This is a genomic window from Sagittula sp. MA-2, from assembly GCF_030126985.1.
Classification (GTDB): Bacteria; Pseudomonadota; Alphaproteobacteria; order Rhodobacterales; family Rhodobacteraceae; genus Sagittula.
Map to the genome: position 1 here is coordinate 3,011,446 of NZ_CP126145.1, position 24,072 is coordinate 3,035,517.

The following is a 24,072-nucleotide window of genomic DNA, read 5'->3' on the forward strand; positions in this document are numbered from 1 at the left end:
TCCGCGCTAACGTTCACTTCATGAGCGGTTTGAAAACTTTCCTTCTGACGCTCGCGCTCCTCTTGCCAGCGCAATGGATGACCTCTTCCCCGGCCTCCGCGCTGGCAGAGCGCCCCTCCGACATGACCCCGGTTTTCGCCGCCTGCCTCGGGCGCTACTCCGCGCAGGTGGAGGATTCGTGGAACGCCTATTCCACCGACGACACCTCGCAGATCACCCGCGCCCGGTTCGAGGGGCTGCTTGATGCCGTGCGCACCGGGTCGGAGTTGACCGGCTCCCGCATCCTCCAGATCCGGCTTGAGGCGAAGTGGGCACAGGCCCGGCTGCTCTCCATCGCGCGGTTCGACCGCGATCCCCGGATGCAACGCCGCGCGCGGGCGCAGGCCGCGCTGGCCCTCCGCCCCTGCGAGGCGCTCCTGCTCTGAGCCACCGGGCGCCCCGGCAAGACAATCGTAACGCCCCTGCGCTAGCCTGCCCGCCCATGATCGCCCCGTGCCAGCATACCGCGCGGACGGCCCTGATGATCGTGGGCCTCCTCCTCGCCTCCCCAGCCGCCAGCGCGGCCACGGACCCGCCCGGCCCGTCCGACGGGGCGCTCACCCTCGCCACCTGCCACGGCCGCTATACGGCGGTGATGGAACATGCCCGGCTGATGGGCGACGGTGCCGATGCCGCCGCCTTCCGCCGCGACCTGCTTGAGGCGATGATGAACGCCTACCTGGCAGAGCACGCCGAAGACCGCGCCTATTCCATCACGATGATGAGCCACCGGATCAACGCGCGGGCGCAACTCCGGTCGCTCTTCGCCACCGCCGCCTTCAACGGCGACACGCGGCGGCGGCGCCTTGCAACCGGCGGCATCCTCCGCCAGATCGCCGCCTGCGACAGCCTCGTGATCGGGCGCCGCTTCACCGGCCTCTGACAGCCGACCGGGCCCGCCCGCACCGTCCGGCAAACCGCACCGCTCTTCTCGGCGCCCGCCGTCCTCACACAACACCACCGCCCGCCACCAGCGCCCGCCGCGACAAGCCGTATCCGCCTTTGCCCTTGCCAAGTCCCGGTCATCGGTTCAAATCTGCGGTCATGAGCAAGCCCAGCGACAACCCCGCCGATCCCTTCAAGAAGGCCCTCGCCGAGGCCACCAAGGTCATGGCCGACGACCCGGACCTGACGGTCAGCTACTCGGTCGATCCCGCCGGGGTGTCCGGCGACGCCATGCGCCTGCCGCAGGTCTCGCGCCGCATGACGCGCGACGAGGTCCTTCTGGCCCGGGGCACCGCCGACGCGCTGGCGCTGCACCGCCGCTACCACGATGCAGCGACCCACAACCGCTACCTGCCGCAGGGCGAGATGGCCCGCGACCTCTACGAGGCGATGGAAACCGCGCGCTGCGAGGCGATGGGCGCCCGCGACATGCCCGGCACCGCCAAGAACATCGACGCCAAGATCGGGCACGAGGCGGTCCGCCGCGGCTACGGCCAGATCCGCGACAAGGGGGAGGCGCCGCTGCCCGTCGCCGCGGGCTACCTGATCCGGCACCTCGCCACCGGGCGCGACCTGCCCGCCGAGGCCACCAACGTCATGGACCTCTGGCGCGGCTTCATGGAGGAGCAGGCGGGCGGCACGCTCGATGACCTCCAGACCAAGCTCTCCGACCAGTCCGCCTTTGCCAAGTTCGCGCGCCAGATCATCACCGACCTTGGCTACGGCGACCAGCTGGGCGACGACCCCGACAACCTCGACGATGAGGCCGAGGACGACGGCGAACAGGAAGGCGCGGAGGAAGAGGACCAGCCCGATTCCACCGGCAACGACGAGGACGATTCCGAGGAATCCGATGCCTCGCCCGAACAGTCGCAGGACGAGACGCAGGACCCGAGCCAGGCGCAGGTCACGATGGACGACCTCGCCGATCAGGAACTGGGCGAAGAGGCCGAGATGCCCGAGGGCGAAGCCCCCATGGAGCCGCCCGCCCCCGCCCCGGTCTCCGAGGCCGATCCCGACTACAAGGTCTACTCCTCCGAGCACGACGAGGAGATCGAGGCGCAGGACCTCGCCGAGCCGGTGGAACTGGAGCGCCTGCGCGCCTACCTCGACCAGCAGCTCGAACCGCTGAAGGGCGCGGTCAGCCGCCTTGCCAACAAGCTCCAGCGCCGCCTTCAGGCGCAGCAGAACCGCAGCTGGGAATTCGACAAGGAAGAGGGCGTGCTGGATGCCGGCCGCCTCGCCCGCGTCGTGGCGAACCCGACGACGCCGCTCAGCTTCAAGGTCGAGAAGGACATGGAGTTCCGCGACACCATGGTGACGCTGCTTCTGGACAACTCCGGCTCCATGCGCGGGCGCCCGATCTCCATCGCGGCGATCTGCGCCGACGTGCTGGCACGGACGCTGGAACGCTGCTCCGTCAAGGTCGAGATCCTCGGCTTTACCACCCGCGCGTGGAAGGGCGGGCTGGCGCGCGAGGCATGGCTGAACGCCGGCCGCGAACAGCAGCCGGGCCGCCTGAACGACCTGCGCCACATCATCTACAAGAAGGCCGATGCGCCGTGGCGCCGCACGCGCGACAACCTCGGCCTGATGATGAAAGAGGGCCTCCTGAAGGAGAACATCGACGGCGAGGCGCTGGAATGGGCGCACCGCCGCATGGTGAACCGCCCCGAGGCGCGCAAGATCCTGATGGTGATTTCCGACGGCGCGCCGGTCGACGACAGCACCCTGTCGGTCAACCCGGCCAACTACCTCGAAAAGCACCTGCGCGACGTGATCGCCATGGTCGAGCGCAAGAAGCAGGTGGAGCTTCTGGCCATCGGCATCGGCCACGACGTGACCCGCTACTACGACCGGGCCGTGACCATCACGGACGTGGAGCAGCTTGCCGGTGCGATGACCGAACAGCTTGCCTCGCTCTTCGACTCAGACCCCCGGGCCCGGGCCCGCGTCATGGGAATGCGCCGCGTCGCCTGACCTTTCATGGGCAGAGGCCTGCACCAGCACGCGGTTGTGGACGTCCGAATCCGCAATCGCGTACTGCGCGAACCACACGCCCCAGCGCCCCGCGACAAGGCGGATCTCGGTGTAGACCATGTAGGGTTCCCGCTCCAGCCGGTGACCGTGCTGCACCAGCCGCGATTCGTAGGCCGACACGATCATCGTGTCGCTCCGGTAGGATGCCGACACGCAGCGCCGCTGCATGTCCGTCACCCCGATTATGTCGTAGAAGTCCACGTTCCGGTTGAACCAGTCGCGCATCGACGCTTCGGAATCGATCCGCAGGCGGCCTTCGAAGGTCTCGACCAGCAACGGCATGCAGACGCACTCCGCGAACCGGTCGAAGTTGCGGTCCGTGATCGCTGATCCTGTGCGTTCGAGAAGATCCTCGACGATCTGATGGGCGGGCGGACGCATGTCTCGTGGGGGTCGCAAATTACTCGATCAATAGGTCGGCCTCATCCTGCGAAAATTCCGTGCCGGGGCCTAGCCGCAATTTTGTTGCAGCCCGGTTTGCCGCTGACGTGTTGCGGCTGCACCCTCTGCCACAGTTCCCGATGTCCGCCGCCCAGGCACCCGCGCCGCCCCCGCCCCTGTGCAGCACGGCGCCCCCCCCTTGGCCTCTGCCCCGCGCAAAGCTACGGTCGCGCCAAAGGAGTCCCCGCATGTTCCAGACCTTCACGGAAACCGCCTCTCCCGACCAGGGGCCCGCCCGTCTTGCCGCCCTTCAGGACCTCCTGCGGACCGAAGGCGTCGACGGTGTGCTGGTGCCCCGCGCCGACGCCCACCAGGGCGAATACGTGGCGCCGCATGACGACCGGCTGGCGTGGCTGACCGGCTTCACCGGCTCGGCGGGCTGGGCCATCGCGCTGCAAGACCGCGCCGCGATCTTCACCGACAGCCGCTACACCGTGCAGGTCAAGGCGCAGACCGACACCGTCTTCGAAAAGGTCGACTGGCCGGGCACCTCGCTTGCCGACTGGCTGGCCGAGGCGCTGCCAGAGGGCCGCCTCGCCTATGACCCGTGGCTGCTGACCGTGGCCGAGCACCGCCGCCTTGCGGAAAAGCTGCCGAAGCTGACGCTGGTGCCGATGGCGAACCTGATCGACCGGCTGTGGGAAGACCAGCCAGAGCCGCCCATGGGCGCCGTCTTTGCCCAGCCGCTGGAACTGGCCGGCGAGGCGCATGACGACAAGATCGCCCGCCTGGCAAAGACGCTCGCCCCGGCCGAGGCCGCGGTCATCACCCTGCCCGACAGCCTTGCGTGGCTTCTGAACATCCGCGGCTCCGACATCCCGAAGAACCCGGTGCCGCACGGCTTTGCCCTGCTGAACGCCGACGCCACCGTCGACCTGTTCATCGCGCCGGAAAAGCTGACCGACCTCGGCGATCACCTCGGCGCCTCGGTCCGCACCCATGCGCCCGATGAATTTGTCCCGGCGCTGAAGGCGCGCGAGGGTGCGGTGCGCATCGACCCGGCCTCCTGCCCCGTCGCGGTGCACGAGGCGCTGTCAAATCCGGTCGACGGCGAAGACCCCTGCATCCTTCCCAAGGCCTGCAAGAACGAGGCAGAGCTCGACGGCACCCGCGCCGCCCACCTGCGCGACGCCTGCGCCATGGTGCGCTTCCTCGCGTGGCTCGACGCGCAGGCCCCCGGCTCGCTGACCGAGATCGCCGTGGTCAAGAAGCTGGAGGCCGAGCGTGCCGCCACCAACGCCCTCCGCGACATCTCCTTCGACACCATCGCCGGGACCGGCCCCAACGCCGCCATCGTCCACTACCGCGTGACCGAAAAGACCGACCGCACGGTGGAGGACGGGCACCTGCTGCTGGTCGATTCCGGCGGGCAATACGTCGACGGCACCACCGACATCACCCGCACCATCCCCATCGGCAAGCCCACCGCCGAACACCGGGAGGCCTTCACCCGCGTCCTGAAGGGCATGATCGCCCTGTCGCGCCTGCGCTTCCCGAAGGGCATGGCCGGCCGCGACATCGACGTGCTGGCCCGCGTGGCCCTGTGGGAGGCCGGCCTCGACTACGGCCACGGCACCGGCCACGGCGTAGGTTCCTACCTCTGCGTGCACGAGGGCCCGGCCCGCATCGCGCGCACCGGCACCGTGGCCTTCCGGCCCGGCATGATCCTGTCGAACGAGCCGGGCTTCTACCGCGAAGGCGCCTTCGGCATCCGGATCGAGAACCTCATCGTCGTCGAGGAGGCCCCCGAGCGCCCCGGCCAGACCATCCCGCAGATGTACCGGTTCGAGACGCTGACGCTTGTGCCCATCGACCGCCGCCTGATCGACACGGATCTCTTGTCCGAGGCCGAGCGGCAATGGCTCGACGGCTATCACGCCCGGGTTCTGGACACCCTGCGCCCGCATGTAGATGATGCCGCAGGTGACTGGTTAGAGCTTGCGTGCCAGCCGCTCTGACATGTCTATGTTACACGTCCCGTGTCAGGGAACGGGGGCAGACCGATCGCCTGCGCAACGGCAATCGGAAAACCGGACAATCGGAAATTCGAAGGACAGGGGGAAAACAGGAATGACCAAGACGACCCATATCAGCATCACACCGGCAGTCGGCACCTGGGTGGTGCGCGCCGGCGGGGCGGTCCTCGGCGAAAGCGCCCGCGCGCTGGAACTCCGCGAAGGTGACCTGCCGCCGGTGATCTATTTCCCGCGCGAGGACATCGGCATGGCCTTCCTCGACGCGACCGACCACAAGACGACCTGTCCCCACAAGGGCGAGGCGTCCTATTTCTCCATCATGTCCAAGAGCCGCACCTACGAGAACGCGGTCTGGTCCTACGAGAACCCGAAGGAGGAGGTCGCCCAGATCAAGGACCACCTCGCCTTCTACGTCCAGGACGGCGTGAACGTGGAACAGGTCTGAGACCGCCCGCACCGCGGACAGGAACGAAAAACGGCGCCCTCCCGGGGGCGCCGTTGCTCTTTGGGGGCTCCCGTCCGGGGCCTACTGGTCGAGGTAGCCGGTCAGCCCCTCGGGCACCGGCAGCTCCGCCTCGAAACTGCGCTGCAGCTCCAGCGCAAGGCCCGCGTCCGGCGCAAAGATCCCCTCGCCCAGCTTCGGCTTCGGCGAAATCACCGCCCAGCCATCGAGGATGTCCGACCGCCGCACGTAGCCGAGGCTCAGCACCAGCCGCGACGGCGTGCCCACCTCCTCGCCCGGCGTGACCGGGCCGCCATAGGCGGTGAACCGGGCGACGGGCACCGGCAGGACGATGCTGCGCTCTGCCGTGGCACCCGCGTCGAGTCGCGAGGCATAGGGCGTCTCCGGCTCCTCCAGGCGCATCCCCGGCGGCATCGGCTGCACCGCGCGCTGCAGGACCAGCGTGTCGCCGTCGAAGAACCTGTAGCTTTCCTCCGGCAGCAGGGTGAATCCCTTGTCCGCCACCGTCCAGAACAGGTCGAAGAGGTAGATCGGGCTCTCCTCCGGGTTGGTCACCCGGTAGTCGACCCGCAGCACGTCCTGCGCCACCTCCACTCGGTTCAGTTCGATCATCTCGGCCTCGTGCGTGTCTATCAGTAGAAGGGACGCTTATCTTCGCCCATGTCTTCGCGGATCTTGTTCTCGGTAAAGGGATCGTCCTCGTAATCGCCCAGCCCGACCGCCTGGTGTTCGTAGCCCGGCGCGGTGCGGTTGTCGCCGTTCAGATCCTCGTAAGGCAGCGGGTTGCGCCCGTCGTTCGTGCCCTTGGCATCGTGCAGACTGTGGATCAGCTCGTGTCCCAGGGCAACGGCGGGATCGCGTTTGTGCCAGTCCTCCGAGCCGTCCTTGATCTGCTTCTTCTCGGGGTTGAACTTCACGACACTCGACGTGCCCGGCCCCGGCTGGTCGTTCACCCGGTCATAGGTGCCGTCCGCCATGCTGGCCGGGTTCTCGCTGTTGCCGCCCGCAGTCTCGACGATCTCCACCGACTTGCCGGTCTTCTCCAGCTCCAGCAGCAGCCCCAGCCCGGTCGGCGTCTTCGACAGCTTCTCGAGCGAGGCATAGGCCTTTTCCTTGAACTCGTCGCTGCCGCTGACGGTGATCGAGGACTCGCCCTTCTTGATCCGCTCCATGAGCTCACGGCGCTTGACCTCCTGGATGATGGCGCAGATGGCGAGCAGTGCAAGCATCGTCCCGCCCCCTCAGCCCGCGACCGTGGCGGCCCAGCGCCGCGTCACGTCGAAGGTCTTCGCCGCACGCTCCGCCCGGCCCACCTCCAGCACCCCCGACAGGACGTGCCGCCACTGCGGATCGGCAAAGCAGCCCACCCCCATGAACAGCTGCGCAAGGCAGGCGGGCGCGACCCCCTCCGGCCCGGTGCGGTAATGCTCCGCAACGCCGCGCGCGGCCAGCAGCAGCCCGTTCACGTAAAGCTTGTTCAGCCTGGCATAAAGCTCCGGCCAGACCGCGTCGACCAGCCGCCAGAAGCCATCGGCATCCCGCGTCGCATCCGGCAGCGCGCCCGGCTCCAGCGCCGCCAGCCGCGCACAGGCGGCGGGACGCGCGGTCATCACCGCCGTCTCGAACCGCTCCAGCCCGGTGCGCAGGTTCATCAGCCGCCGCGGCAGGGCCAGCTCCTCCGCCGCAAGGTTGGCGCCCGCCCATGGCACCCGCCGGTCGCGGTCGAACTCCAGCCCGAGGACCAGCACCGCGTCGAGGAAGAAGTCCAGCGCGCGCGGCTCCTCGAAGGCGAAGGCCCGGGCACGCTCGACGATATGGGTGACAAGCTCGTCCGCCCCGCCCGGCCCCATGCGCAGGGTCAGTTCGGGCTGTTCCTCCCGCAGGCGCCGCAACAGGCGCCGGTGCTCGGCCTTGCGCGCCATGTCGGCAAAGCCCTGCATCTGGTCGTTCGAAACTCTGAACATCGGAAAATATCCTGTTCTGCAATGACACGAAGGGTAAGCACGGCTTTCCCCTCCGGCAAGCGCCAAAGCCGGTCAAACCCCGTCAAGCCCCTTGTTTCCCTACCTCCGGGGCCCTCCTCAGACCCCCGGAACATTCGCTGACGACGGCGCGTTATTGCATAACAGAGGGATTCGCCCCCATGTTGACGGCGTCTGCCAACAGAACCGATGCCACCGGAGGACCGTTCATGACCCGCCTGATCGCCCTGTTCATTGCCCTCTTCGCCGCCAGCCAGGCCGCCGCGCTGCAGGCCTGGGTCAACGCGCCCGAAGACGGGTTCCTCAACCTGCGCACCGGCCCCTCCACCTCCTACGAGGTGGTCCGGGAGATGCCGCACGGCTCCCGCGTGACGGTGCTGGAGGACGGCAACTGGTTCCGGGTGCGCGACGCCTACGGCAACACCGGCTTCGCCGCCGCCCGCTATCTCTCGGCAACCGAACCGCGCCCGCGCCGCACCGGCGACGACGACATCGCCTCGCGCCGCGATCACTCGCTCTACTCGGGCGAGATCGACCGCGGCGGCTCCGGCTACCGCAATCGCGACGGCTCCGCCTACAGGGATCGTGACGGCTCCGCCTACAGGGACCGCGACGACACGCGCTACCGCAACAATGACCGCCGCCACGCCGACGTGCCGCTCGACCAGCTGCCGCAGCTCTACATCAACGCGCCGCAGGCCGGTGCACTGAACCTGCGCGACGGCCCGGGCACGAACTTCCCGGTGATCGACACCATGAGCCAGGGCAGCAGCGTGCGCGTACTGGACGACAGCCAGACCTGGTACCTGATCCGGCACGAGGACGGCCGGACCGGCTACGCCCACTCCTCCTACCTCTCGCAGACCCGCCAGCCGCTCGCCCCGCGCCCGGAACCGCAGCCGCGCCGCGAACCGCAGCGCCACAACGGCTCCATCGTGGTCGAGGCAGAGGACCTCCCCCGCATCCTCGCCAACTGCGCCTTCGTCCGCATCGACCGGCTCGACAGCTGCATCGTCAACACCATGCGCCGCTGATCCCGGACCAGAGCCCGGAACCGAAAGAAAGACGCCCCCGCGACCTCCCGCGGGGGCGTTTCCGCATCCGGGGGCAGCGGGCACAACAGCCCCACCCCTTCATCTTGGCACAAGTACCTTCGGGGGGGTCCGGGGGGCAGACAGCCCCCCGCGCCGGGGGCGCAGCCCCCGGCGGATCGCCTGCGCACCGCGCAGGCGAAACCCCTCAGGAATGCTCTTCCTCCGCCGTCGCCGCCAGCGCCCGGTTGTAGGCCTTCAGCGCGTCGACGTGGAACAGCGCGCCCTGGAACACCGGCACCCCGTCCTCCATCTTCACCACCGGCAGGAAGGCCACGCCGGAGCGGTCGAACATCGGCAGCGCGGTCTCCAGCGTCGCCGTCGACTGCACGAACAGCTCGCGCTCGATCATCCTCAGGCAGGCCTCCTCGTCGGCGGCGCGCTCGTCGTCGGGCCTGCGCATCACCCCCTGCACCCGGAACATCGCCAGCAGGTAGGCCTGCGGTCCCGCCGCAAGCTGCACCTTGCGCCGCGCCAGCTGCGTCAGGAAGAACGACCGGTCGACCACCCGGCTCGCCAGCGCGGTCGACATCGACACCGACACCATCACCGCAAGCCCCGTCTGCCAGTCCCCGGTCAGCTCGAAGACGATGAGCGTGGTCGAGATCGGCGCCCCCAGCACCGCCGCCGCCACAGCACCCATCCCCGCCAGTGCATACAGCGTGAAGGCCGAGGACATGTCCGGCGCCATCCCCGTGGCGACATGGCCGAAGGCCAGCCCCACCAGCGCCCCCACCATCAGCGAAGGCGAGAAGATCCCCCCGCCCATCCGGCCCGCCATGGTGATCGACACCGCCGTGACCTTGATCACCGCAAAGACCACGGCCTCCCACATCAGCAGGTTCCCGGTCAGCGCGCGCGAGGTCGTCTCGTACCCCACCCCGATGATATGCGGATAGAAGATCGCGATGCCGCCCAGCAGCAGCCCCGCCACCGCCGGGCGCAGCCAGTAGGGCAGCCCCAGCTTCTTCTGCAGCGCCGTCTCCACGTCGTCGGCAAAGAAGATCGCCCGCATCATCATCACCGCGACGATCCCGCAGACCAGCCCCAGCAGGAAAAACGCCGGCAACTCGAGGTAGAACTCCACCACCGTCGTCCCCGGCAGGGTGAACTCCGTCACGTCGCCATAGACCAGCCGGTTGATCACCGTGCCCGCCGCGCTCGCCACCACGATGGGCGCAAAGGCGTGCAGCGCGAAGTGCCGCAGCACCACCTCCAGCGCGAACAGCGCCCCGGCAATCGGCGCGTTGAACGAGGCCGAGACCGCCGCCGCCACCGCGCAGCCCAGAAGGTCGCGCCCGGTGATGCCGTCCACCTTCATCCGGTTCGCGACCCATGTGGCCGCCAGCGAGGCCATGTGCACCACCGGCCCCTCCCGCCCCGTGGAGCCGCCGGTCGACAGCGTGATCCACGAACAGAGCACCGAGACCACGCCCGCGCGCCGCTCCACCCGGCCGTCGTTCAGCGCCGCGCCCTCGATCACGTCGGCCACCGACCGCACCCGCCCGTCGGTGGTGAACTTCTGCAACAGCGTGCCCACCGCGATGCCGCCCAGCACCGGGATCACCAGCACCCAGGCCCAGTGCAGCTCGCCTGCCCAGCTTGCCAGCATGTTCACGTCGCGCGTGCCGTAGACCGCCGCCTGCAGGGTCTCGACCGCAAAGCGGAAGCCGATGGCGGCAAAGCCCGACACCATGCCGAGGAACAGCGCGATGAACCAGAAACTGACCTGTCCCGGCCCGTTGTGACGGATCATGTCCCAGCCGCGCGAAAAGTCGCCCCTGATGGTGGCAAGGTGTTGCGCGAATACGCCCGGCACGGCCTTCTCCTCCAAACCCGCGGGTTTCCCCGCCCCGCGTCGCCCGGTAAGGTGGCCTCCTGTCACTCACCGGAGACCAAGATGCCTATCGAACAGGCGCTCGACGACTTGCAGGCCTTCCTAGGCGAACGTCTCAGCCGGTCCAAGCCCGATCTGGACGCCCATGCCGGATCGGAGTCCTATTTCCCGCCCATCGCCCCCGATGCGGTCGCATATCCCGAAAACACCGCCGAAGTGTCGCGTATCGCGCAGATCTGCCACGCCCACGGCGTGCCGCTGGTTGGCTTCGGCGCGGGCACCTCGCTCGAGGCGCAGACCCAGGCGCTGCGCGGCGGTGTCTCGGTCGACTTCACCCGCATGAACAGGGTGACAGAGATCCGCCCCGCCGACATGGACGTGACCGTAGAGCCCGGCGTCACCCGCGAGGCCCTGAACGAGGAGCTGCGCGCCACCGGCCTGTTCTTCCCGGTGGACCCCGGTGCCAACGCCTCCATCGGCGGCATGGCGATGACCCGCGCCTCCGGCACCACCACCGTCCGTTACGGCACCATGCGCTCCAACGTCCTGGCGCTCGAGGCGGTGCTGGCCGACGGCACCGTGATTCGCACCGGCACCCGGGCGCGCAAGTCCTCCGCCGGCTACGACCTGACCGCGCTGCTCGTGGGCTCCGAAGGCACCCTCGCCCTCGTGACCGAGCTGACCCTGCGCCTGCACGGCATCCCTGAATCGATCTCCGCGGGCATCTGCGCCTTCCCCGACATGGGCTCCGCCGTGGCCGCGGTGATGGAGACCATCCAGATGGGCCTCCCCCTCGCCCGGATCGAGTTCGCCTGCGCCGCCACCGCGCGCGCCTTCAACGCCTACGCGGGCGCCGACATGGCCGAACAGCCGCACCTCATGGTGGAATTCCACGGCTCGCCGGAATCGACCGCGCAGGACGCCGAACGCTTCGCCGAGATCGTGGCCGACCACGGCGCCTCCGCCTTCCGCTGGTCCTCGCGGACCGAGGAGCGCAACGCGCTCTGGGCCATGCGGCACAACGGCTATTACGCGATCCTCGCCTCGCGCCCCGGCGCCCGTGCCGTGGTGACCGACATCTGCGTGCCGATCTCGGAACTCGCGCGCGCGGTCGAGGAAACCCAGGCCGACATCGCCGCGTCCGGAATCAGCGGGCCGATCCTCGGCCACGTGGGCGACGGCAATTTCCACGCCATCCTGCTGCTGGACCCAGACAAGCCCTCCGACCTCGACGAGGCCAAGGGGATCTCCGCCCGCATGGCCGAACGCGCCCTGCGCCTCGGCGGCACCTGCACCGGCGAACATGGCGTGGGCGTCGGCAAGAAACCCTTCATGGAGGCGGAGCACGGCGCCGCCTGGACCGTCATGGGCATGCTGAAGAACGCGCTCGACCCCACGGGCATCATGAACCCCGGCAAGCTGGTGCCCGGCAACTGACGGCCCCCTGCCCTCGACGGCCGGGAAACGCGGTGTCCTCCCTGCAGGGGACACCGGGGACAGAATGTTGGGGGCCGCGCGAAGCGCATTGTGCAAGATGACAGCCTGCCCGCGCCTCACCCGGCACCAAGCCAGGCCGGGGCGTGGCCGGGAGGGTGGGCCGCCGGGGACCGCAAGGTTGCCGGTCGGGGCGCCCGGAGGCCGCGCCTAGCCTGCCAGCAGCGACCGTGCCGCGGCCCGCGCCGCGTCCGTCACCGTGTCGCCCGACAGCATCCGCGCCAGTTCCGCCTCGCGCGCGCCTGCGTCCAGCGCCACGACCTCCGACAGGGTCATCCCGTCCTCGACCCGTTTCGCCACGCGCCAGTGGTGCGCGCCAAGCGCCGCCACCTGCGGCGAGTGCGTCACCACCAGAACCTGCCCGCCATCGGCCAGCGCCTTCAGGCGCCGCCCCACCGCGTCGGCGGTGGCCCCGCCCACGCCGCGGTCGATCTCGTCGAAGATCATCGTCACGCCCTGCCCCGCCTGAACGTGCAGCGCAACCTTCAGGGCCAGCAGGAACCGCGACAGCTCCCCGCCCGAGGCGATGCGGTTCAGCGCCCCGGCAGGCGCGCCGGGGTTTGTGGCCACGCGGAAGGTCACCGCGTCGCGGCCCTCCGGCCCGGCCGTGGCCTCGGCCACTTCCGTCTCGAACACCGCGCGGCCCATCTTCAGCGGCTCCAGCTCCGCCGCCACCGCCGCGTCCAGCCGCCGGGCGGCATCGCGGCGCAGGGCGGTCAGCCGGCCCGCCGCATCGTCGAACCGCGCCTCCGCGTCGCGGATCGCCTTCTGCCACTCGCCCAGCCGGGCCTCGCCCGCGTCGAGCGCCTCCAGCCGTTCCGACAGCGATGCGGCCAGCCCCGGCAACTCGTCGGGCATCACCTGATGTTTCCGCGCCAGCCCCCTGATCGCGAACAACCTTTCCTCGCAGGACTCGAGCTCTGCCGGATTGAAATCCAGTGCCTCGAGGCAATCCGCCACCCCGCGCGCCGCCTCGTCCAGCTCCGCCATGGCGCGCACCAGCGCCTCGATCGGCGCATCGAGCCGGCCCGACGCCTTCTCCGCAGCCCCCTCCAGCCAGCGCAGCGCGCCCGACATCGCGCCCTCCGCGCCCTCGTAGCCCAAGGCGGCAGAGGCCTGCGCGATGTCCTCGCGGATCTTCTCGGCGGCCTGCATCGTCCGGCGCTGCGAATCCAGCGCCTCTTCCTCGCCCTCTTCGGGGGCGAGCGCATCCAGCTCGGCCACGGAATGGCGCAGGAAGCCCTCTTCGGCGCGCACCGCATCCATCGCCTTCTGCGCGTCCGACAGCCCCTTTCGGGCCGCCGCCAGCGCGCGCCAGGCTTCCCTGACCTCCGCCTGCAGGTCCTCGGCCCCGGCATAGTCGTCCAGGATCGCGCGATGCCCCTTGGGGTCCAGCAGGCCCTTGTCGTCGTGCTGCCCGTGCAGTTCCACCAGCGTGTCCGACAGTTGCCGCAGCACGTCGCCCGACACCCGCCGGTCGTTGACCCAGCCGGTCTTGCGACCGTCCGCCGTGTTCACCCGCCGCAGGATCAGCTCGTCGCCCGCGGGCAGCCCGGCCTCCTCCAGCACGCCGCGCGCCGCATGGTCCGGCGCAAGGTCGAAGACCGCCACGACCTCGCCCTGCTCGGCGCCCGCGCGCACCAGTTCGGCGCGCCCGCGCCAGCCCAGCACGAATCCCAGCGAATCCAGAAGGATCGACTTCCCGGCCCCGGTCTCGCCGGTCAGCACGTTGAGACCGGGCTGGAAGTCGAGATCCAGCCGGTCGATGATCAGCATGTCGCGGATTTCAAGCGCCCGAAGCATGTCCAGCCGTAGGGTGGGTGTTCAGCCCACCGCCCCTCAAAGCCACTGGCCGCGCACCATCTGACGATAGACCTTGCCGAGCCAGTTGTTTTCGAACGCACGCGGTTCCAGCCCCTGCTTCGTCAGAAGCGCGTAGCTGTCCTCGTACCAGTCGGTCGACTGGTAGTTGTAGCCGAGGATCGCGGCGGCCGTCTGCGCCTCTTCCACCAGACCCAGCGACAGGTAGGCCTCCACCAGCCGGTGCAGCGCCTCCGGCGTGTGGGTCGTGGTCTGGAAGTCCTCCACCACCACGCGGAACCGCGAGATGGCGGCGCCGAAGTGGTCGCGCTTCAGGTAGTAGCGCCCGATCTCCATCTCCTTGCCGGCGAGGTGATCGAAGGCGAGATCGAATTTCAGGATCGAGGAGCGCGCGTATTCGCTGTCGGGATAACGCTCGATCACCGCGCGCAGCGCCTGCAGCGCCTGGAACGTCAGGCCCTGGTCCCGGCCCACCAACTCGATCTGGTCGTAGTAGCTGAGCGCCAGCAGGTACTGCGCATAGGCCGCGTCGTCGTCCGCCGGGTAGAAATCGATATAGCGCTGCGCCGCGGCGCGCGCATTCTCGTAGTCCTTGTTCTTGTGGTAGGAATAGGCCTGCATGATCAGCGCACGCTTGGCCCAGTCCGAATAGGGATAAAGCCGCTCGACCTCGCCGAAATAGAACGCGCCGTCCTCGTAGTCCTTGCGCGACATCTCGTATTCGCCGCGCTCGTAGATCTGCTTGGCCGTGTAGGTTTCCAGCGGCTGGCCGTCCGGCCCGATGTCCTTGCGCTTGAGTTCGCCGCAGCCCGACAACAGCAGAGCCGCTACGCTCACCCCGAACACCAAAGCCCGCGATCTGCCCCCTGTCATGACACCGTCCTTCGTTCTTTTCGAACCCTTTGCGCCAACCTGCATAAAGGCCCCGTTGCGCAGGGTCTAGCACAGAAAATCAGCGGGCAAAACGCCCTATTGGCGGGGCCCCTGCCAATCCATCGCAAGATATTGCCGGTGGACGCAAGGGCATTCCGCAAGATGTGGAAAGCGCCGGTTTCTCCAACCGGCGCAATACACATATACGTCATCGTTGATGTGGATAAGCAGTTCAGGCGACGGCCGGGATCTCGTCCAGCACGACACCTGCGCCCGGCAGCGTCGCCGCGGTCGCCGCGTCGCAGTCCACGAAGCGCCAGGCCTGTGCATCGGCGAACAGCGCGTGCAGCAGCGCGTTGGTCATGGCGTGACCGGCCTTGTGCCCTTCGTAAAGGCCAAGGATCGGCGCACCGGCCAGCGCAAGGTCCCCCAGCGCGTCCAGCATCTTGTGGCGCACGGCCTCGTCGGCGTGACGGAAACCGCCCGGCGACAGGACCTTGTCGCCATCGACCACGACGGCGTTCTCGTAGGTGCCGCCAAGCGCCTTGCCCGCCTTCTGCATCGCGTCCACGTCGGAGGCACGGCAGAAGGTGCGGCAGTCGCTCAACTCGCGCACGAAGGTGCCGTTGGCGAGGTTCAGGTGCTTTTCCTGCACACCGATGGCCGCGTCGGCAAAGTCGATGCGGAACACCATGTCGAGCCCCTGCCCGGTCTTAGACGGGGACAGGCGCGCCCAGCCGCCCTGGGTTTCCACGGTGACCGGCTTCAGGATCTCGATGGCGCGCACTGGGGCGCCCTGCGCCCGCAGGCCCACGTTCAGGATGCCGCGCACGAAAGGCACGCTCGACCCGTCGAGGATCGGCGCCTCGGGGCCGTCGATCTCGACCAGCGCGTTGTGCACGCCGCAACCGGCCAGCGCCGCCATGACGTGTTCCACGGTCGAGACGGAGACACCCGCCCGGTTCTGGATCAGCGTGCAGAGCGGAGAGCGCACGACGTTGTCCCAGCGCGCCGGGATCATCGTGTCGCCAAGGTCGACGTCGGTACGTTTGAACCAGATGCCACGGTTCACCACCGCCGGACGGATGGTCAGGCGCGCGGGTCGGCCGGAATGCAGGCCGATGCCGTCGAAGCTGATCGCTGAGCGGATGGTTGTTTGCACGTCGACTTCCCGAATTTGTGATGCGCACCCTCTGACAGGCGCGTCCTTGTACAATGGGATAAAGCGCAGGCGGCTCCGGTCTCAAATCAAAGATTGTAACCGAGTGAAACATCCCCCCGCCCCCCTAGGCGCCCCCCCGCCGCTGCAGGTGCACACTCAGGGCAACCCTCTGGAATGCATAGGGAAATATGCCAGCCCGAGCGCGGTTTTATCAGGCGCGTGCGCCGCCAATGTGACCGCGATTTTGCACCTTTGTTGCAAAAGGGCGCCGGGACCGCGCGAAAAACCGTGGATCGGCCGGTTCGTTACCGCCATTCACGTCAACCTGCCCCGCACCTCATGATTCCTGAAGTACTACCGGAAGAAGCCCAAGACGCGTCAGGGATTTAGGCCGCGACCTTCGCGTTAACGCGGCCCGCCCGGTCACACAGGCGCCCACACAAAGGTAAAGAAAAAGGAAAGGCGCCCCCTGTTGCCAGAGGGCGCCGTCCACGAGGGTCTCGGGCGGGCCGAGGGTAGTGCCGTGTCCGCCTCAGTTCGCCTGGCGGCGCAGGAAGGCCGGGATCTCGATGCGATCTTCTTCCGGATCGGCCTCCGGCGCCGGGGCCGGAGCGGGACGCTGCGCCTGCATCGGCGGCTGGCGGCGTGCCGGCTGCTGTTGCGGCTGCGCGTTCTCGGAGCCGTGCCCGGTCATCCGGCCGATCAGCGAGTTGACGCTGAAGCGCGGCTTCTCCTCCGACGCATGCGCCGGGATGGCGCCGTGCTGGCGGACGGTCTCTTCGCGGGTCCGGGCGGCGGCCGCCTTCAGGCGGTCCAGCGTGTCCGGGCTCGGCACGCCCGGGGCGGGCTTGCGCGGTGCGATGAAATCGTTCGGATCGGCTTCGATGCTGTCCGGCTGCGGACGGAAATCGGCGACCTGCGGCTGGTAGGCCGGCGGCGGAAGGCCGTCGTCCTGCATCGCCGGGGCGGCCGGGGTCTGCGCCTCGTCCTCGAAGATGTCTTCCATCTCGTCCTGGGCTGCGGCGCGCTCTGCGTCCAGCTCACCGAACAGCGGCGCCTGCACGGGCTGCGCTGCGGGCGCCGTCTGTGCGACGACCTGCTCGGGGGCGCGCTGCTGCGGAGCGGGCGCCGGTGCGGCTTCCGCTTCCTGCTGGCGCAGCGGCTGGGACAGCTTGCGGCGCGGCACCGGCATGTCGCCGACGTTGTCCGACGCATCGATGCCGGTCGCCACGACCGACACGCGCATCAGGCCGCCCATGCCTTCGTCCAGCGTCGAGCCGACGATGATGTTGGCGTCCTGGTCCACTTCCTCGCGGATGCGGTTCGCCGCCTCGTCCAGTTCGAACAGGGTCAGGTCCGCGCCGCCGGTGATGTTGATCAGCACGCCCTTGGCGCCCTTGAGGCTGATCTCGTCCAGCAGCGGGTTCGCTATGGCCTTCTCGGCCGCCTGGATCGCGCGATCTTCGCCCTCGGCCTCGCCGGTGCCCATCATCGCCTTGCCCATCTCGTCCATGACCGCGCGCACGTCGGCGAAGTCGAGGTTGATGAGGCCCGGACGGACCATCAGGTCGGTCACGCCCTTGACGCCCTGATAGAGCACGTCGTCGGCCATCGAGAACGCCTCGGTGAAGGTCGTCTTCTCGTTGGCGAGCCGGAAGAGGTTCTGGTTCGGGATGATGATCAGCGTGTCGACCATCTTCTGCAGCGTCTCGACGCCTTCCTCTGCCTGGCGCATCCGCTTGGCGCCTTCGAACTGGAAAGGTTTCGTGACAACGCCGACGGTTAGCACGCCAAGTTCACGTGCTGCCTGAGCGATGATCGGCGCCGCACCCGTCCCGGTGCCGCCGCCCATGCCCGCCGTGATGAAGCACATGTGAGCGCCGGCGAGGTGATCCACGATCTGTTCGATCGACTCCTCGGCGGCCGCCGCGCCGACCGATGCCCGCGCCCCTGCGCCAAGGCCCTCGGTCACCTTCACGCCCAGCTGGATGCGGCTTTGAGACATGCTCTGCTGCAGCGCCTGTGCGTCGGTGTTGGCCACCACGAAGTCCACGCCTTCGAGGTTCTTTTCGATCATGTTGTTGACAGCGTTGCCGCCTGCCCCGCCCACGCCAAAGACCGTGATGCGCGGCTTCAATTCATCCTGTCCGGGCATGGATAGGTTCAGTGCCATGGTGTCGTCCGCCTGTGTTCTTGTCGTGTGTGTCTTTTCGACCCGTCCAGGCACGTCGTTGGCCTGTTAGGGTTCAGTTTACTCACTGCAACCCCGATCGTCACGCAAAAATCAGCAGTTATCCACCAAATATGCCACATTTCCGGCCCATTTCCGCGAGTATTCGCCGAAAGCGCGATATCGTGTGGTCCGCGGCATACTTGGCACAAGCACGACAAAGCCACCACCCGCAGGGCGGCGACTCAACTGTGGTGTTTCAAGGATCCTGCCCGATCCTCCGGCCGCGGATTTCCCGCTGTTATCCACATGCTTGTTAACAGGGCGGGCGGGTTCTGTCACGGGGCGAAATGTCCTCTCCCGCCAAAAAATTTTTGAACGCGACGGTGGGCTGTTGTAGGCGTGAAAGCACGACATTTTCCGTTTTCATTGAACAAAGGACCATATCATGACGCGATTTGCCCTTATGGCGCTGCCGATTTGTCTTCTGACCGCCTGCACCACCGCCCCGGTCCCCGCCACAGCGCCCGAGGCCGCAGCCCCCACCGAGGCCGACCTGCAACTCAGGGGGCGGCTGGCCGGCAAGACCCTCTCCAACGCCGAGTCCACCATGGCCCTGACCGCCGACGGCCGGCTCCTCGGCAAGGAAAGCACTGGCGAGATCACCCGCGGCACGTGGGAGATCCGGGATGGCAAGTGGTGCCGCACCCTGACCGAGCCCGCCGCCTGGGCAGGCACCGGCTGCCGCAGCGTGACCTTCAGCGGCAACACCGTGACCATGTCGAAGGACGACGGCACGTCCTTCACCTACACGATCAGCGGCTGATTGCGGCCTTCCCGAAGCGCCTGTGGCATCACGCGTGCACCGCAGGCGTGACGGCCCCGACGCAACATGATTTTCGACGAAAATCCTGTGCGGCCCGTCCGAACCGTCCCTGCGCCGGTGTCACGTTTCCTGCCGGAAACATGACCTCCCGGCCGTGACAGGATTTTTCGGAGAAAATCCTGTCACCAGTTGTCGCGGAACCACTGGACGGCGCGCTTGAAGGAGCGTGCCGGGTAACGGTCCACGGGGATCTCGAAATCCCACCATTCGTCCTGCGGATGCGCCGCGAAGAGGCACAGGCCCACGGCCCCGGCGAACCCCGGACCCGTCGCCGCCTGTGGCAGCCCGTGCACCCGCAGCGGACGGCCCAGCCGCACCTGCTGGCGCAGGATCTTCGACGCCAGCCCGTCCAGCCCCGGGATCTGCGAGGCCGCGCCGGTCAGCACGATCTGCTGCGACGGCAGATGGTCGAAGCCCGCCGCGTCCAGCCGCACCCGCACCTCCTCGAGGATCTCCTCGACGCGCGGGCGCATGATGCCGATCAACTCCGCCCGGCTCACCGTCCGGCGATCGTGTTCCCAGTCGCCGGTCTCGCCGCCGCATTCGATCATCTCGCGGTCGTCCATGCCGGTGGCCTCGACGCCGCCGTAGAAGGTCTTGATCCGCTCGGCGGTCGCCATCGGCACCTGCAGCCCCATGGAGATGTCCGAGGTCACGTGGTCCCCGCCCATCCGCACGCTGTCGGAATAGATCATGTGCTTCTTGATGAAGATCGAGATGCCGGTCGTGCCGCCACCCATGTCGATGCAGGCCGAGCCCAGCTCCTGTTCGTCCTCCACCAGCGCCGCGATGCCCGACACATAGGCCGAGGACGCAAGCCCGGCGAGTTCGAGGTCACAGCGCTTCACGCAATGCGCGAGGTTCTGGATCGCCTGCGCGTCGACCGTCAGCATGTGCATGTCGCAGGACAGCTCCGTGCCGATCTGCCCGCGCGGGTCGATCAGGCCGGAACGGTGGTCCAGCGCGAAGTTCACCGGCTGCGCGTGCAGCACCTCGCGGCCGTGGCCGAAGTCCGGCACGTCGCAGGCCGAGAGCACCCGGGCCACGTCCTGCTCGTCGACGGTGACACCCATCACCTCCACCTGCCCGGCCAGCCCGTAGCTGCGCGGATCGGCGCCCGAGAACGCCGCGATCACGTGGTCGACGCGGATGCCCGCCATCTTCTGCGCCGCCTGCACGGCGGTGCGGATCGCGCGCTCGGTCTCGCCCATGGCGCTGATTTCGCCGAAGCGGACGCCGCGCGACCGTGTGGTGGCCGCACCGATCACCCGGAACCCGGACTGCCCGGCCAGCGGACCGATGCCGTCGTCGCGCGTTTCCGTGCCGTCGAACCGCAGGACGAGGCAGGCGATCTTGGACGTGCCCACATCCAGGATGGCGATCACACCCCGCTGCATCGCCGCGCGACGCATGTTCCGCATCGCCCGCTGGGACTCGTACAGTTCGATCATTGCCCATCATCCTCCGAAGTCTGCCGGAACATCATTGCTGGCCTGCCTCTATCAACTTGATACGCCACATCTCTTCGGTGGCATGTTCGCTCATCCGGATCGTCGGCCGCCGGGGCAGCCGCAGATCCACCGCCACGAGGTCGCGCGCCAGCAGGTCCACCTGCGGCGCCATCGCCATCGCGATCACCCGTTCGAGGGCCTGCACGGCCCCCTTGTCGGGCAGCATGATCCGCTGGTCGCGGTCGAGGACCACGTCCCAGCGCCGTGCGCCAATCCGCTCGAACCCGCGCAGACGCTCCTTCAGCGGTCCGGCCACGGCCCAGAGCCGCAGCGCCTCGGGCACCGCCTCTTCCGCCGCCTCGCCCGCGATCACCGGCAGGTCCACGCGTTCCGCCCGCGACGCCGCCGGGCCGACCGTCATGCCGGTCTCGTCCAGCATCACCAGCCCCTCGGGGCCGCGCCACAGCACCGCCGGCACACGCTCCACCACGTCGATCTGCAGGACGCCGCCCTGCCGGATGCGCAGGTCGACCTTCTTGACCGCGTCCAGCGCGCCCGCCTTCAGCTGCATCTCGTCCAGATCGAGGTCGAAGCTCGACATCGGCAGGTTCAGCGCCAGCTCGGCGCGGATCGCCTCGGCCACCGCCTCGGTCGCGCCGTCGATCGCCATCAGCTTCACCTGGAATTCCGGTCGGTTCTGCACCGCCGCCTGCACGTCCGCCACCATCAAGGTAAAGGCCGTGCGGTTCGCCTCGACCGAGAACCACGCCGTCACGCCGCCAAAGGCCAGCGCGAAGGGCAGCACCACCCGCAGCGAAAAGCGGAACAGCGGCGTCAGCATCAGCCGCTCCAGCCGGTACTTCATCCGGCTCATGCGCGGGTCCAGCCGCGCCATTCCGGTGTCGGTCTCGGGCACGTTTATCTGTCGCATGAGGCATCCTCCACCATCCATGCGCAGAACTGGCCAAAGCTCATGCCGGCAAGCTGCCCGTGTTCCGGCGACAGCGAGGTCGGCGTCATCCCCGGCTGGGTGTTGGTCTCCAGAAGCCGCAGCCCGGCCAGCCCCTGCGTGTCGTCCCAGCGGAAATCGGTGCGCGACACGCCCCGGCAGCCGATCGCCTCGTGGGCGCGCAGCGCGTAGTCCATGCAGGCGTCGTTGATCTCCTGCGGCAGCTCCGCCGGGCAGATGTGCCGCGACCCGCCCTCCTTGTACTTCGCGTCGTAGTCGTACCAGCCGTCGGTCAGGATCTCCGTCACGCCAAGCGCGCGCCCGCCCATGACTGTCGCGGTCAGTTCCCGCCCCGGCACGAACTGTTCAACCATGACCCGCTCGGGCATCTTTTCGTCCAGCACCGGCGGCCCGTTGGCCTCCTCGTGGACGAGGTAGACGCCGACCGACGATCCCTCGTTGTAGGGCTTGACCACGTAGGGCGGCGGCATGACGTGCGCCGCCATGACCTCCGCCTTGGTCGCGAGAAAACTTTCCGCAACCGGAAGGCCCGCCGCCCGATAGGCCGCCTTCGTCTTTTCCTTGTCGATGGCCAGCGACGAGGCCAGCACGCCGGAATGCGTATAGGGCAGCCGAAGCCACTCCAGGAGGCCCTGGATGCAGCCATCCTCACCCCAGCGCCCGTGCAATGCGTTGAAAACCACGTCCGGGGCGATCTCCTTCAGACGTTCGACCACATCCGGCCCCGCGTCCAGTTCGATCACCTCGTACCCTTCGCCCCTCAGAGCGGCGGCACATTCCCGTCCGGAAACCAGCGAAACCTCGCGCTCCGCCGAGGGTCCGCCTTTGAGCACCGCCACTTTCGGGAGTGTCCTGCTCGACATCCCAAAACTGCCTTTTTCCCGGGGGTTCACCCCCATGTTTGTAATGCAACCTGCCTGTGGTCGCGTCCCGCCGGTCCGCTGTTGTTGTCTCGACCGCCGGGAATGTCCGCCTTTGGCGTGGGCGCAACAGCCCCGCAAGTAGTGAGTGTAACGCCTTTATTCGGGCTTGGAAAACTCTTTTTCGCGGGTATGGCCTCACGATTCGGCCCCAAGCTGCCGAAAAGCAGGCGGCAGAGTCCGCCCGCCCGGCGCAATCGTCCCCGAAACGCCGGAAACCGTGCCGGATCAGCCCGGATCGCCGATCCGGATGACCTCCCAGATCAGTTCGATCCCCGACTGTTCGCGCACTTTCGCGCGCACGTCCTCGCCCAGACCTTCGAGGTCCGCCGCCGTCGCGCCGCCGGTGTTCACCAGGAAGTTCGAATGCTTCGGCGACATCTGCGCCCCGCCCCGCGTGGCCCCCCGCATCCCGGCATCGTCGATCACCTTCCACGCCTTCAGGTCGTGCGTGTCGTCCGCCCGCCCGGTCGAGGAATAGCCCGCCGGGTTGCGGAAGGTGCTGCCCGCCGACCGCTCCTTGATCGGCTGGGTGGCGTCGCGCTTGGCCAGCTGCTCTTCCATCCGCGCCTCCAGCGCCTCCGGATCGCCCGCGGCACCTTCGAACACCGCCTCGACCAGCACCCAGCCCTCGGGCAGGTTGCTCGACCGGTAGCCGAAGGCCAGCGCGTCGGGCGACAGGCTCACCAGCTCGCCGTCCCGCGTGACGGCCCGCGCCTCCACCAGGTGATCGGCGACGTAGGAGCCGTAACAGCCCGCGTTCATCCGGACCGCCCCGCCGATGCTGCCGGGGATGGTCCGCAGGAAGGTCAGGTCGATCCCCGCCTGCGCCGCCCGCTTCGCCACATGCGCATCGAGCGCCGCCGCCCCGCAGGTCACCCGCGTGCCCTCGACCGAGATCCCGTTGAAGCCGCGCCCCAGCCGGATCACCACCGCCCGAAGGCCGCCATCCCGCACGATCAGGTTCGACCCTACCCCCATCGGAAAGACCGGCACATTCGGATCGAGCGCGCCCAGGAACGCGCACAGGTCGTCATGGTCCGCCGGCTGGAAGAACCAGTCCGCAGGACCGCCGACACGCAGCCAGGTCAGATCGTTCAGAGGCCGGTCGGGCGTCAACCGCCCCCGGGTTTCGGGCAGGGAATATGTCATGACGACCTGCTACCGCCGCCGCGGGACGGGCGCAACGGGCCTTGCGCGGGGACGCGCGAATACCGGCCAATGCCCGCGACAAACCCGCCCGTTAACCACATTTCCGGCGCGCAACACCCGGCGCAGGGCAAAAGGTTACCAACCGGCCGTTTCGACACCCCGAACCGGCCGGATCGCCGGTAACGCGGGCCGCTGGGATCTTAACGATTTGAAGGATGGTCGTGCCAGGGCCGTCCGGTGCCACCACATCTGGTGCCACGCGGCCCTGCGCACGGTGGATCAACCCGACCGCGCGCTTCGTTAAGGGGGCGAAACCGTCCCAGCGGACGGTGCCTTAAGGGGCAATCGTCAAGCGACCG

21 protein-coding genes are annotated in these 24,072 nt (G+C 68.3%); 8 read left to right on the top strand and 13 right to left on the bottom strand.

Features of this window, described 5'->3' with window-relative positions; genetic code table 11:
- The first annotated feature begins 20 nt into the window (after positions 1-20).
- From QNI11_RS14585 to cobT, 3 genes are all read left to right on the top strand, one after another.
- Positions 21-425 (top strand): hypothetical protein, encoded by a 405-nt coding sequence (locus QNI11_RS14585; RefSeq protein WP_283980671.1) that lies wholly within the window; start codon positions 21-23, stop codon positions 423-425.
- A 95-nt stretch (positions 426-520) separates the two neighbouring features.
- Positions 521-922 (top strand): hypothetical protein, encoded by a 402-nt coding sequence (locus QNI11_RS14590; RefSeq protein ID WP_283980672.1) that lies wholly within the window; start codon positions 521-523, stop codon positions 920-922.
- Between the two features lie 161 nt (positions 923-1,083).
- Positions 1,084-2,964, top strand: coding sequence for a cobaltochelatase subunit CobT (gene cobT, locus QNI11_RS14595; protein WP_100929896.1), 1,881 nt, complete (start codon positions 1,084-1,086; stop codon positions 2,962-2,964).
- Here cobT and QNI11_RS14600 read toward each other — a convergent pair.
- Positions 2,914-3,405, bottom strand: a complete 492-nt coding sequence (locus tag QNI11_RS14600; protein WP_283980673.1) for a hypothetical protein — start codon at positions 3,403-3,405, stop codon at positions 2,914-2,916. The genes cobT and QNI11_RS14600 overlap by 51 nt on opposite strands.
- Positions 3,406-3,653: 248 nt before the next feature.
- Between QNI11_RS14600 and QNI11_RS14605 the strand changes: the two genes are divergently transcribed.
- Positions 3,654-5,423, top strand: a complete 1,770-nt coding sequence (locus QNI11_RS14605; RefSeq protein WP_283980674.1) for an aminopeptidase P family protein — start codon at positions 3,654-3,656, stop codon at positions 5,421-5,423.
- A gap of 112 nt (positions 5,424-5,535) precedes the next feature.
- Positions 5,536-5,886: a DUF427 domain-containing protein gene (locus QNI11_RS14610; protein ID WP_100929893.1), complete on the top strand. Its 351-nt coding sequence runs from the start codon at positions 5,536-5,538 to the stop codon at positions 5,884-5,886.
- Between the two features lie 81 nt (positions 5,887-5,967).
- Here the strand turns inward: QNI11_RS14610 and QNI11_RS14615 are convergent, their stop codons facing one another.
- The 3 genes from QNI11_RS14615 to QNI11_RS14625 are packed head-to-tail and all read right to left on the bottom strand — an operon-like array spanning position 5,968 to position 7,868.
- A complete protein-coding gene (locus QNI11_RS14615; protein WP_100929892.1) occupies positions 5,968-6,516 on the bottom strand; it encodes a hypothetical protein in 549 nt (182 codons plus the stop codon).
- A 20-nt stretch (positions 6,517-6,536) separates the two neighbouring features.
- Positions 6,537-7,133, bottom strand: coding sequence for a M91 family zinc metallopeptidase (locus tag QNI11_RS14620; RefSeq protein WP_100929891.1), 597 nt, complete (start codon positions 7,131-7,133; stop codon positions 6,537-6,539).
- Positions 7,134-7,145: 12 nt separating this feature from the next.
- Positions 7,146-7,868 carry a hypothetical protein gene (locus tag QNI11_RS14625; RefSeq protein WP_283980675.1) on the bottom strand — a complete coding sequence of 241 codons (723 nt, stop codon included), beginning with the start codon at positions 7,866-7,868 and terminating at the stop codon, positions 7,146-7,148.
- Between the two features lie 227 nt (positions 7,869-8,095).
- Here QNI11_RS14625 and QNI11_RS14630 point away from each other — a divergent pair, with 227 nt between their 5' ends.
- Positions 8,096-8,920, top strand: coding sequence for an SH3 domain-containing protein (locus QNI11_RS14630; protein ID WP_283980676.1), 825 nt, complete (start codon positions 8,096-8,098; stop codon positions 8,918-8,920).
- A 205-nt stretch (positions 8,921-9,125) separates the two neighbouring features.
- Here the strand turns inward: QNI11_RS14630 and QNI11_RS14635 are convergent, their stop codons facing one another.
- Positions 9,126-10,733 (bottom strand): chloride channel protein, encoded by a 1,608-nt coding sequence (locus QNI11_RS14635; protein ID WP_283983515.1) that lies wholly within the window; start codon positions 10,731-10,733, stop codon positions 9,126-9,128.
- A gap of 144 nt (positions 10,734-10,877) precedes the next feature.
- On the opposite strand from QNI11_RS14635, the gene QNI11_RS14640 reads away from it, so the two are divergent.
- The gene (locus QNI11_RS14640) at positions 10,878-12,251 is read left to right on the top strand and encodes an FAD-binding oxidoreductase (protein ID WP_283980677.1); all 1,374 of its coding nucleotides are present in this window, start codon (positions 10,878-10,880) and stop codon (positions 12,249-12,251) included.
- Positions 12,252-12,458: 207 nt separating this feature from the next.
- Here the strand turns inward: QNI11_RS14640 and recN are convergent, their stop codons facing one another.
- From recN to ftsZ, 4 genes are all read right to left on the bottom strand, one after another.
- Positions 12,459-14,111, bottom strand: a complete 1,653-nt coding sequence (gene recN / locus QNI11_RS14645) for a DNA repair protein RecN (RefSeq protein ID WP_283980678.1) — start codon at positions 14,109-14,111, stop codon at positions 12,459-12,461.
- Positions 14,112-14,147: 36 nt separating this feature from the next.
- Positions 14,148-15,002 (bottom strand): outer membrane protein assembly factor BamD, encoded by an 855-nt coding sequence (locus tag QNI11_RS14650; RefSeq protein ID WP_100929885.1) that lies wholly within the window; start codon positions 15,000-15,002, stop codon positions 14,148-14,150.
- A 232-nt stretch (positions 15,003-15,234) separates the two neighbouring features.
- Entirely contained in the window at positions 15,235-16,164 is a 930-nt protein-coding gene (lpxC, locus tag QNI11_RS14655; RefSeq protein WP_100929884.1) for a UDP-3-O-acyl-N-acetylglucosamine deacetylase, read from the bottom strand.
- 532 nt (positions 16,165-16,696) lie between these two features.
- The gene (gene ftsZ, locus QNI11_RS14660; protein WP_100929883.1) at positions 16,697-18,337 is read right to left on the bottom strand and encodes a cell division protein FtsZ; all 1,641 of its coding nucleotides are present in this window, start codon (positions 18,335-18,337) and stop codon (positions 16,697-16,699) included.
- 445 nt (positions 18,338-18,782) lie between these two features.
- On the opposite strand from ftsZ, the gene QNI11_RS14665 reads away from it, so the two are divergent.
- Positions 18,783-19,160: a hypothetical protein gene (locus QNI11_RS14665; RefSeq protein ID WP_283980679.1), complete on the top strand. Its 378-nt coding sequence runs from the start codon at positions 18,783-18,785 to the stop codon at positions 19,158-19,160.
- A 182-nt stretch (positions 19,161-19,342) separates the two neighbouring features.
- Here QNI11_RS14665 and ftsA read toward each other — a convergent pair whose 3' ends face one another.
- The 4 genes from ftsA to murB all read right to left on the bottom strand — a co-directional run bounded on the left by ftsA (position 19,343) and on the right by murB (position 23,713).
- Complete coding sequence (ftsA, locus tag QNI11_RS14670) at positions 19,343-20,671, bottom strand: cell division protein FtsA (RefSeq protein ID WP_005856862.1); 1,329 nt, start codon at positions 20,669-20,671, stop codon at positions 19,343-19,345.
- A 31-nt stretch (positions 20,672-20,702) separates the two neighbouring features.
- Positions 20,703-21,602: a cell division protein FtsQ/DivIB gene (locus tag QNI11_RS14675; protein ID WP_283980680.1), complete on the bottom strand. Its 900-nt coding sequence runs from the start codon at positions 21,600-21,602 to the stop codon at positions 20,703-20,705.
- Positions 21,590-22,504: a D-alanine--D-alanine ligase gene (locus tag QNI11_RS14680; RefSeq protein ID WP_283980681.1), complete on the bottom strand. Its 915-nt coding sequence runs from the start codon at positions 22,502-22,504 to the stop codon at positions 21,590-21,592. Before QNI11_RS14680 ends, QNI11_RS14675 begins: the two co-directional genes overlap by 13 nt.
- A 285-nt stretch (positions 22,505-22,789) precedes the next feature.
- The gene (gene murB / locus QNI11_RS14685; RefSeq protein WP_283980682.1) at positions 22,790-23,713 is read right to left on the bottom strand and encodes a UDP-N-acetylmuramate dehydrogenase; all 924 of its coding nucleotides are present in this window, start codon (positions 23,711-23,713) and stop codon (positions 22,790-22,792) included.
- Positions 23,714-24,072 lie beyond the last annotated feature (359 nt).

What these genes read in the sequence shown, in the direction of transcription:
- QNI11_RS14585 (WP_283980671.1), top strand. Translation starts at nt 21, where the DNA reads ATGAGCGGTTTGAAAACTTTCCTTCTGACGCTCGCGCTCCTCTTGCCA.
- QNI11_RS14675 (WP_283980680.1), bottom strand. Translation starts at nt 21,602, where the DNA reads ATGCGACAGATAAACGTGCCCGAGACCGACACCGGAATGGCGCGGCTG.
- QNI11_RS14680 (WP_283980681.1), bottom strand. Translation starts at nt 22,504, where the DNA reads ATGTCGAGCAGGACACTCCCGAAAGTGGCGGTGCTCAAAGGCGGACCC.
- QNI11_RS14615 (WP_100929892.1), bottom strand. Translation starts at nt 6,516, where the DNA reads ATGATCGAACTGAACCGAGTGGAGGTGGCGCAGGACGTGCTGCGGGTC.
- QNI11_RS14590 (WP_283980672.1), top strand. Translation starts at nt 521, where the DNA reads ATGATCGTGGGCCTCCTCCTCGCCTCCCCAGCCGCCAGCGCGGCCACG.
- QNI11_RS14650 (WP_100929885.1), bottom strand. Translation starts at nt 15,002, where the DNA reads ATGACAGGGGGCAGATCGCGGGCTTTGGTGTTCGGGGTGAGCGTAGCG.
- ftsZ (WP_100929883.1), bottom strand. Translation starts at nt 18,337, where the DNA reads ATGGCACTGAACCTATCCATGCCCGGACAGGATGAATTGAAGCCGCGC.
- murB (WP_283980682.1), bottom strand. Translation starts at nt 23,713, where the DNA reads ATGACATATTCCCTGCCCGAAACCCGGGGGCGGTTGACGCCCGACCGG.
- QNI11_RS14665 (WP_283980679.1), top strand. Translation starts at nt 18,783, where the DNA reads ATGACGCGATTTGCCCTTATGGCGCTGCCGATTTGTCTTCTGACCGCC.
- QNI11_RS14635 (WP_283983515.1), bottom strand. Translation starts at nt 10,733, where the DNA reads ATGATCCGTCACAACGGGCCGGGACAGGTCAGTTTCTGGTTCATCGCG.
- QNI11_RS14600 (WP_283980673.1), bottom strand. Translation starts at nt 3,405, where the DNA reads ATGCGTCCGCCCGCCCATCAGATCGTCGAGGATCTTCTCGAACGCACA.
- QNI11_RS14630 (WP_283980676.1), top strand. Translation starts at nt 8,096, where the DNA reads ATGACCCGCCTGATCGCCCTGTTCATTGCCCTCTTCGCCGCCAGCCAG.
- QNI11_RS14620 (WP_100929891.1), bottom strand. Translation starts at nt 7,133, where the DNA reads ATGCTTGCACTGCTCGCCATCTGCGCCATCATCCAGGAGGTCAAGCGC.
- QNI11_RS14640 (WP_283980677.1), top strand. Translation starts at nt 10,878, where the DNA reads ATGCCTATCGAACAGGCGCTCGACGACTTGCAGGCCTTCCTAGGCGAA.
- recN (WP_283980678.1), bottom strand. Translation starts at nt 14,111, where the DNA reads ATGCTTCGGGCGCTTGAAATCCGCGACATGCTGATCATCGACCGGCTG.
- QNI11_RS14610 (WP_100929893.1), top strand. Translation starts at nt 5,536, where the DNA reads ATGACCAAGACGACCCATATCAGCATCACACCGGCAGTCGGCACCTGG.
- QNI11_RS14605 (WP_283980674.1), top strand. Translation starts at nt 3,654, where the DNA reads ATGTTCCAGACCTTCACGGAAACCGCCTCTCCCGACCAGGGGCCCGCC.
- cobT (WP_100929896.1), top strand. Translation starts at nt 1,084, where the DNA reads ATGAGCAAGCCCAGCGACAACCCCGCCGATCCCTTCAAGAAGGCCCTC.
- ftsA (WP_005856862.1), bottom strand. Translation starts at nt 20,671, where the DNA reads ATGATCGAACTGTACGAGTCCCAGCGGGCGATGCGGAACATGCGTCGC.
- QNI11_RS14625 (WP_283980675.1), bottom strand. Translation starts at nt 7,868, where the DNA reads ATGTTCAGAGTTTCGAACGACCAGATGCAGGGCTTTGCCGACATGGCG.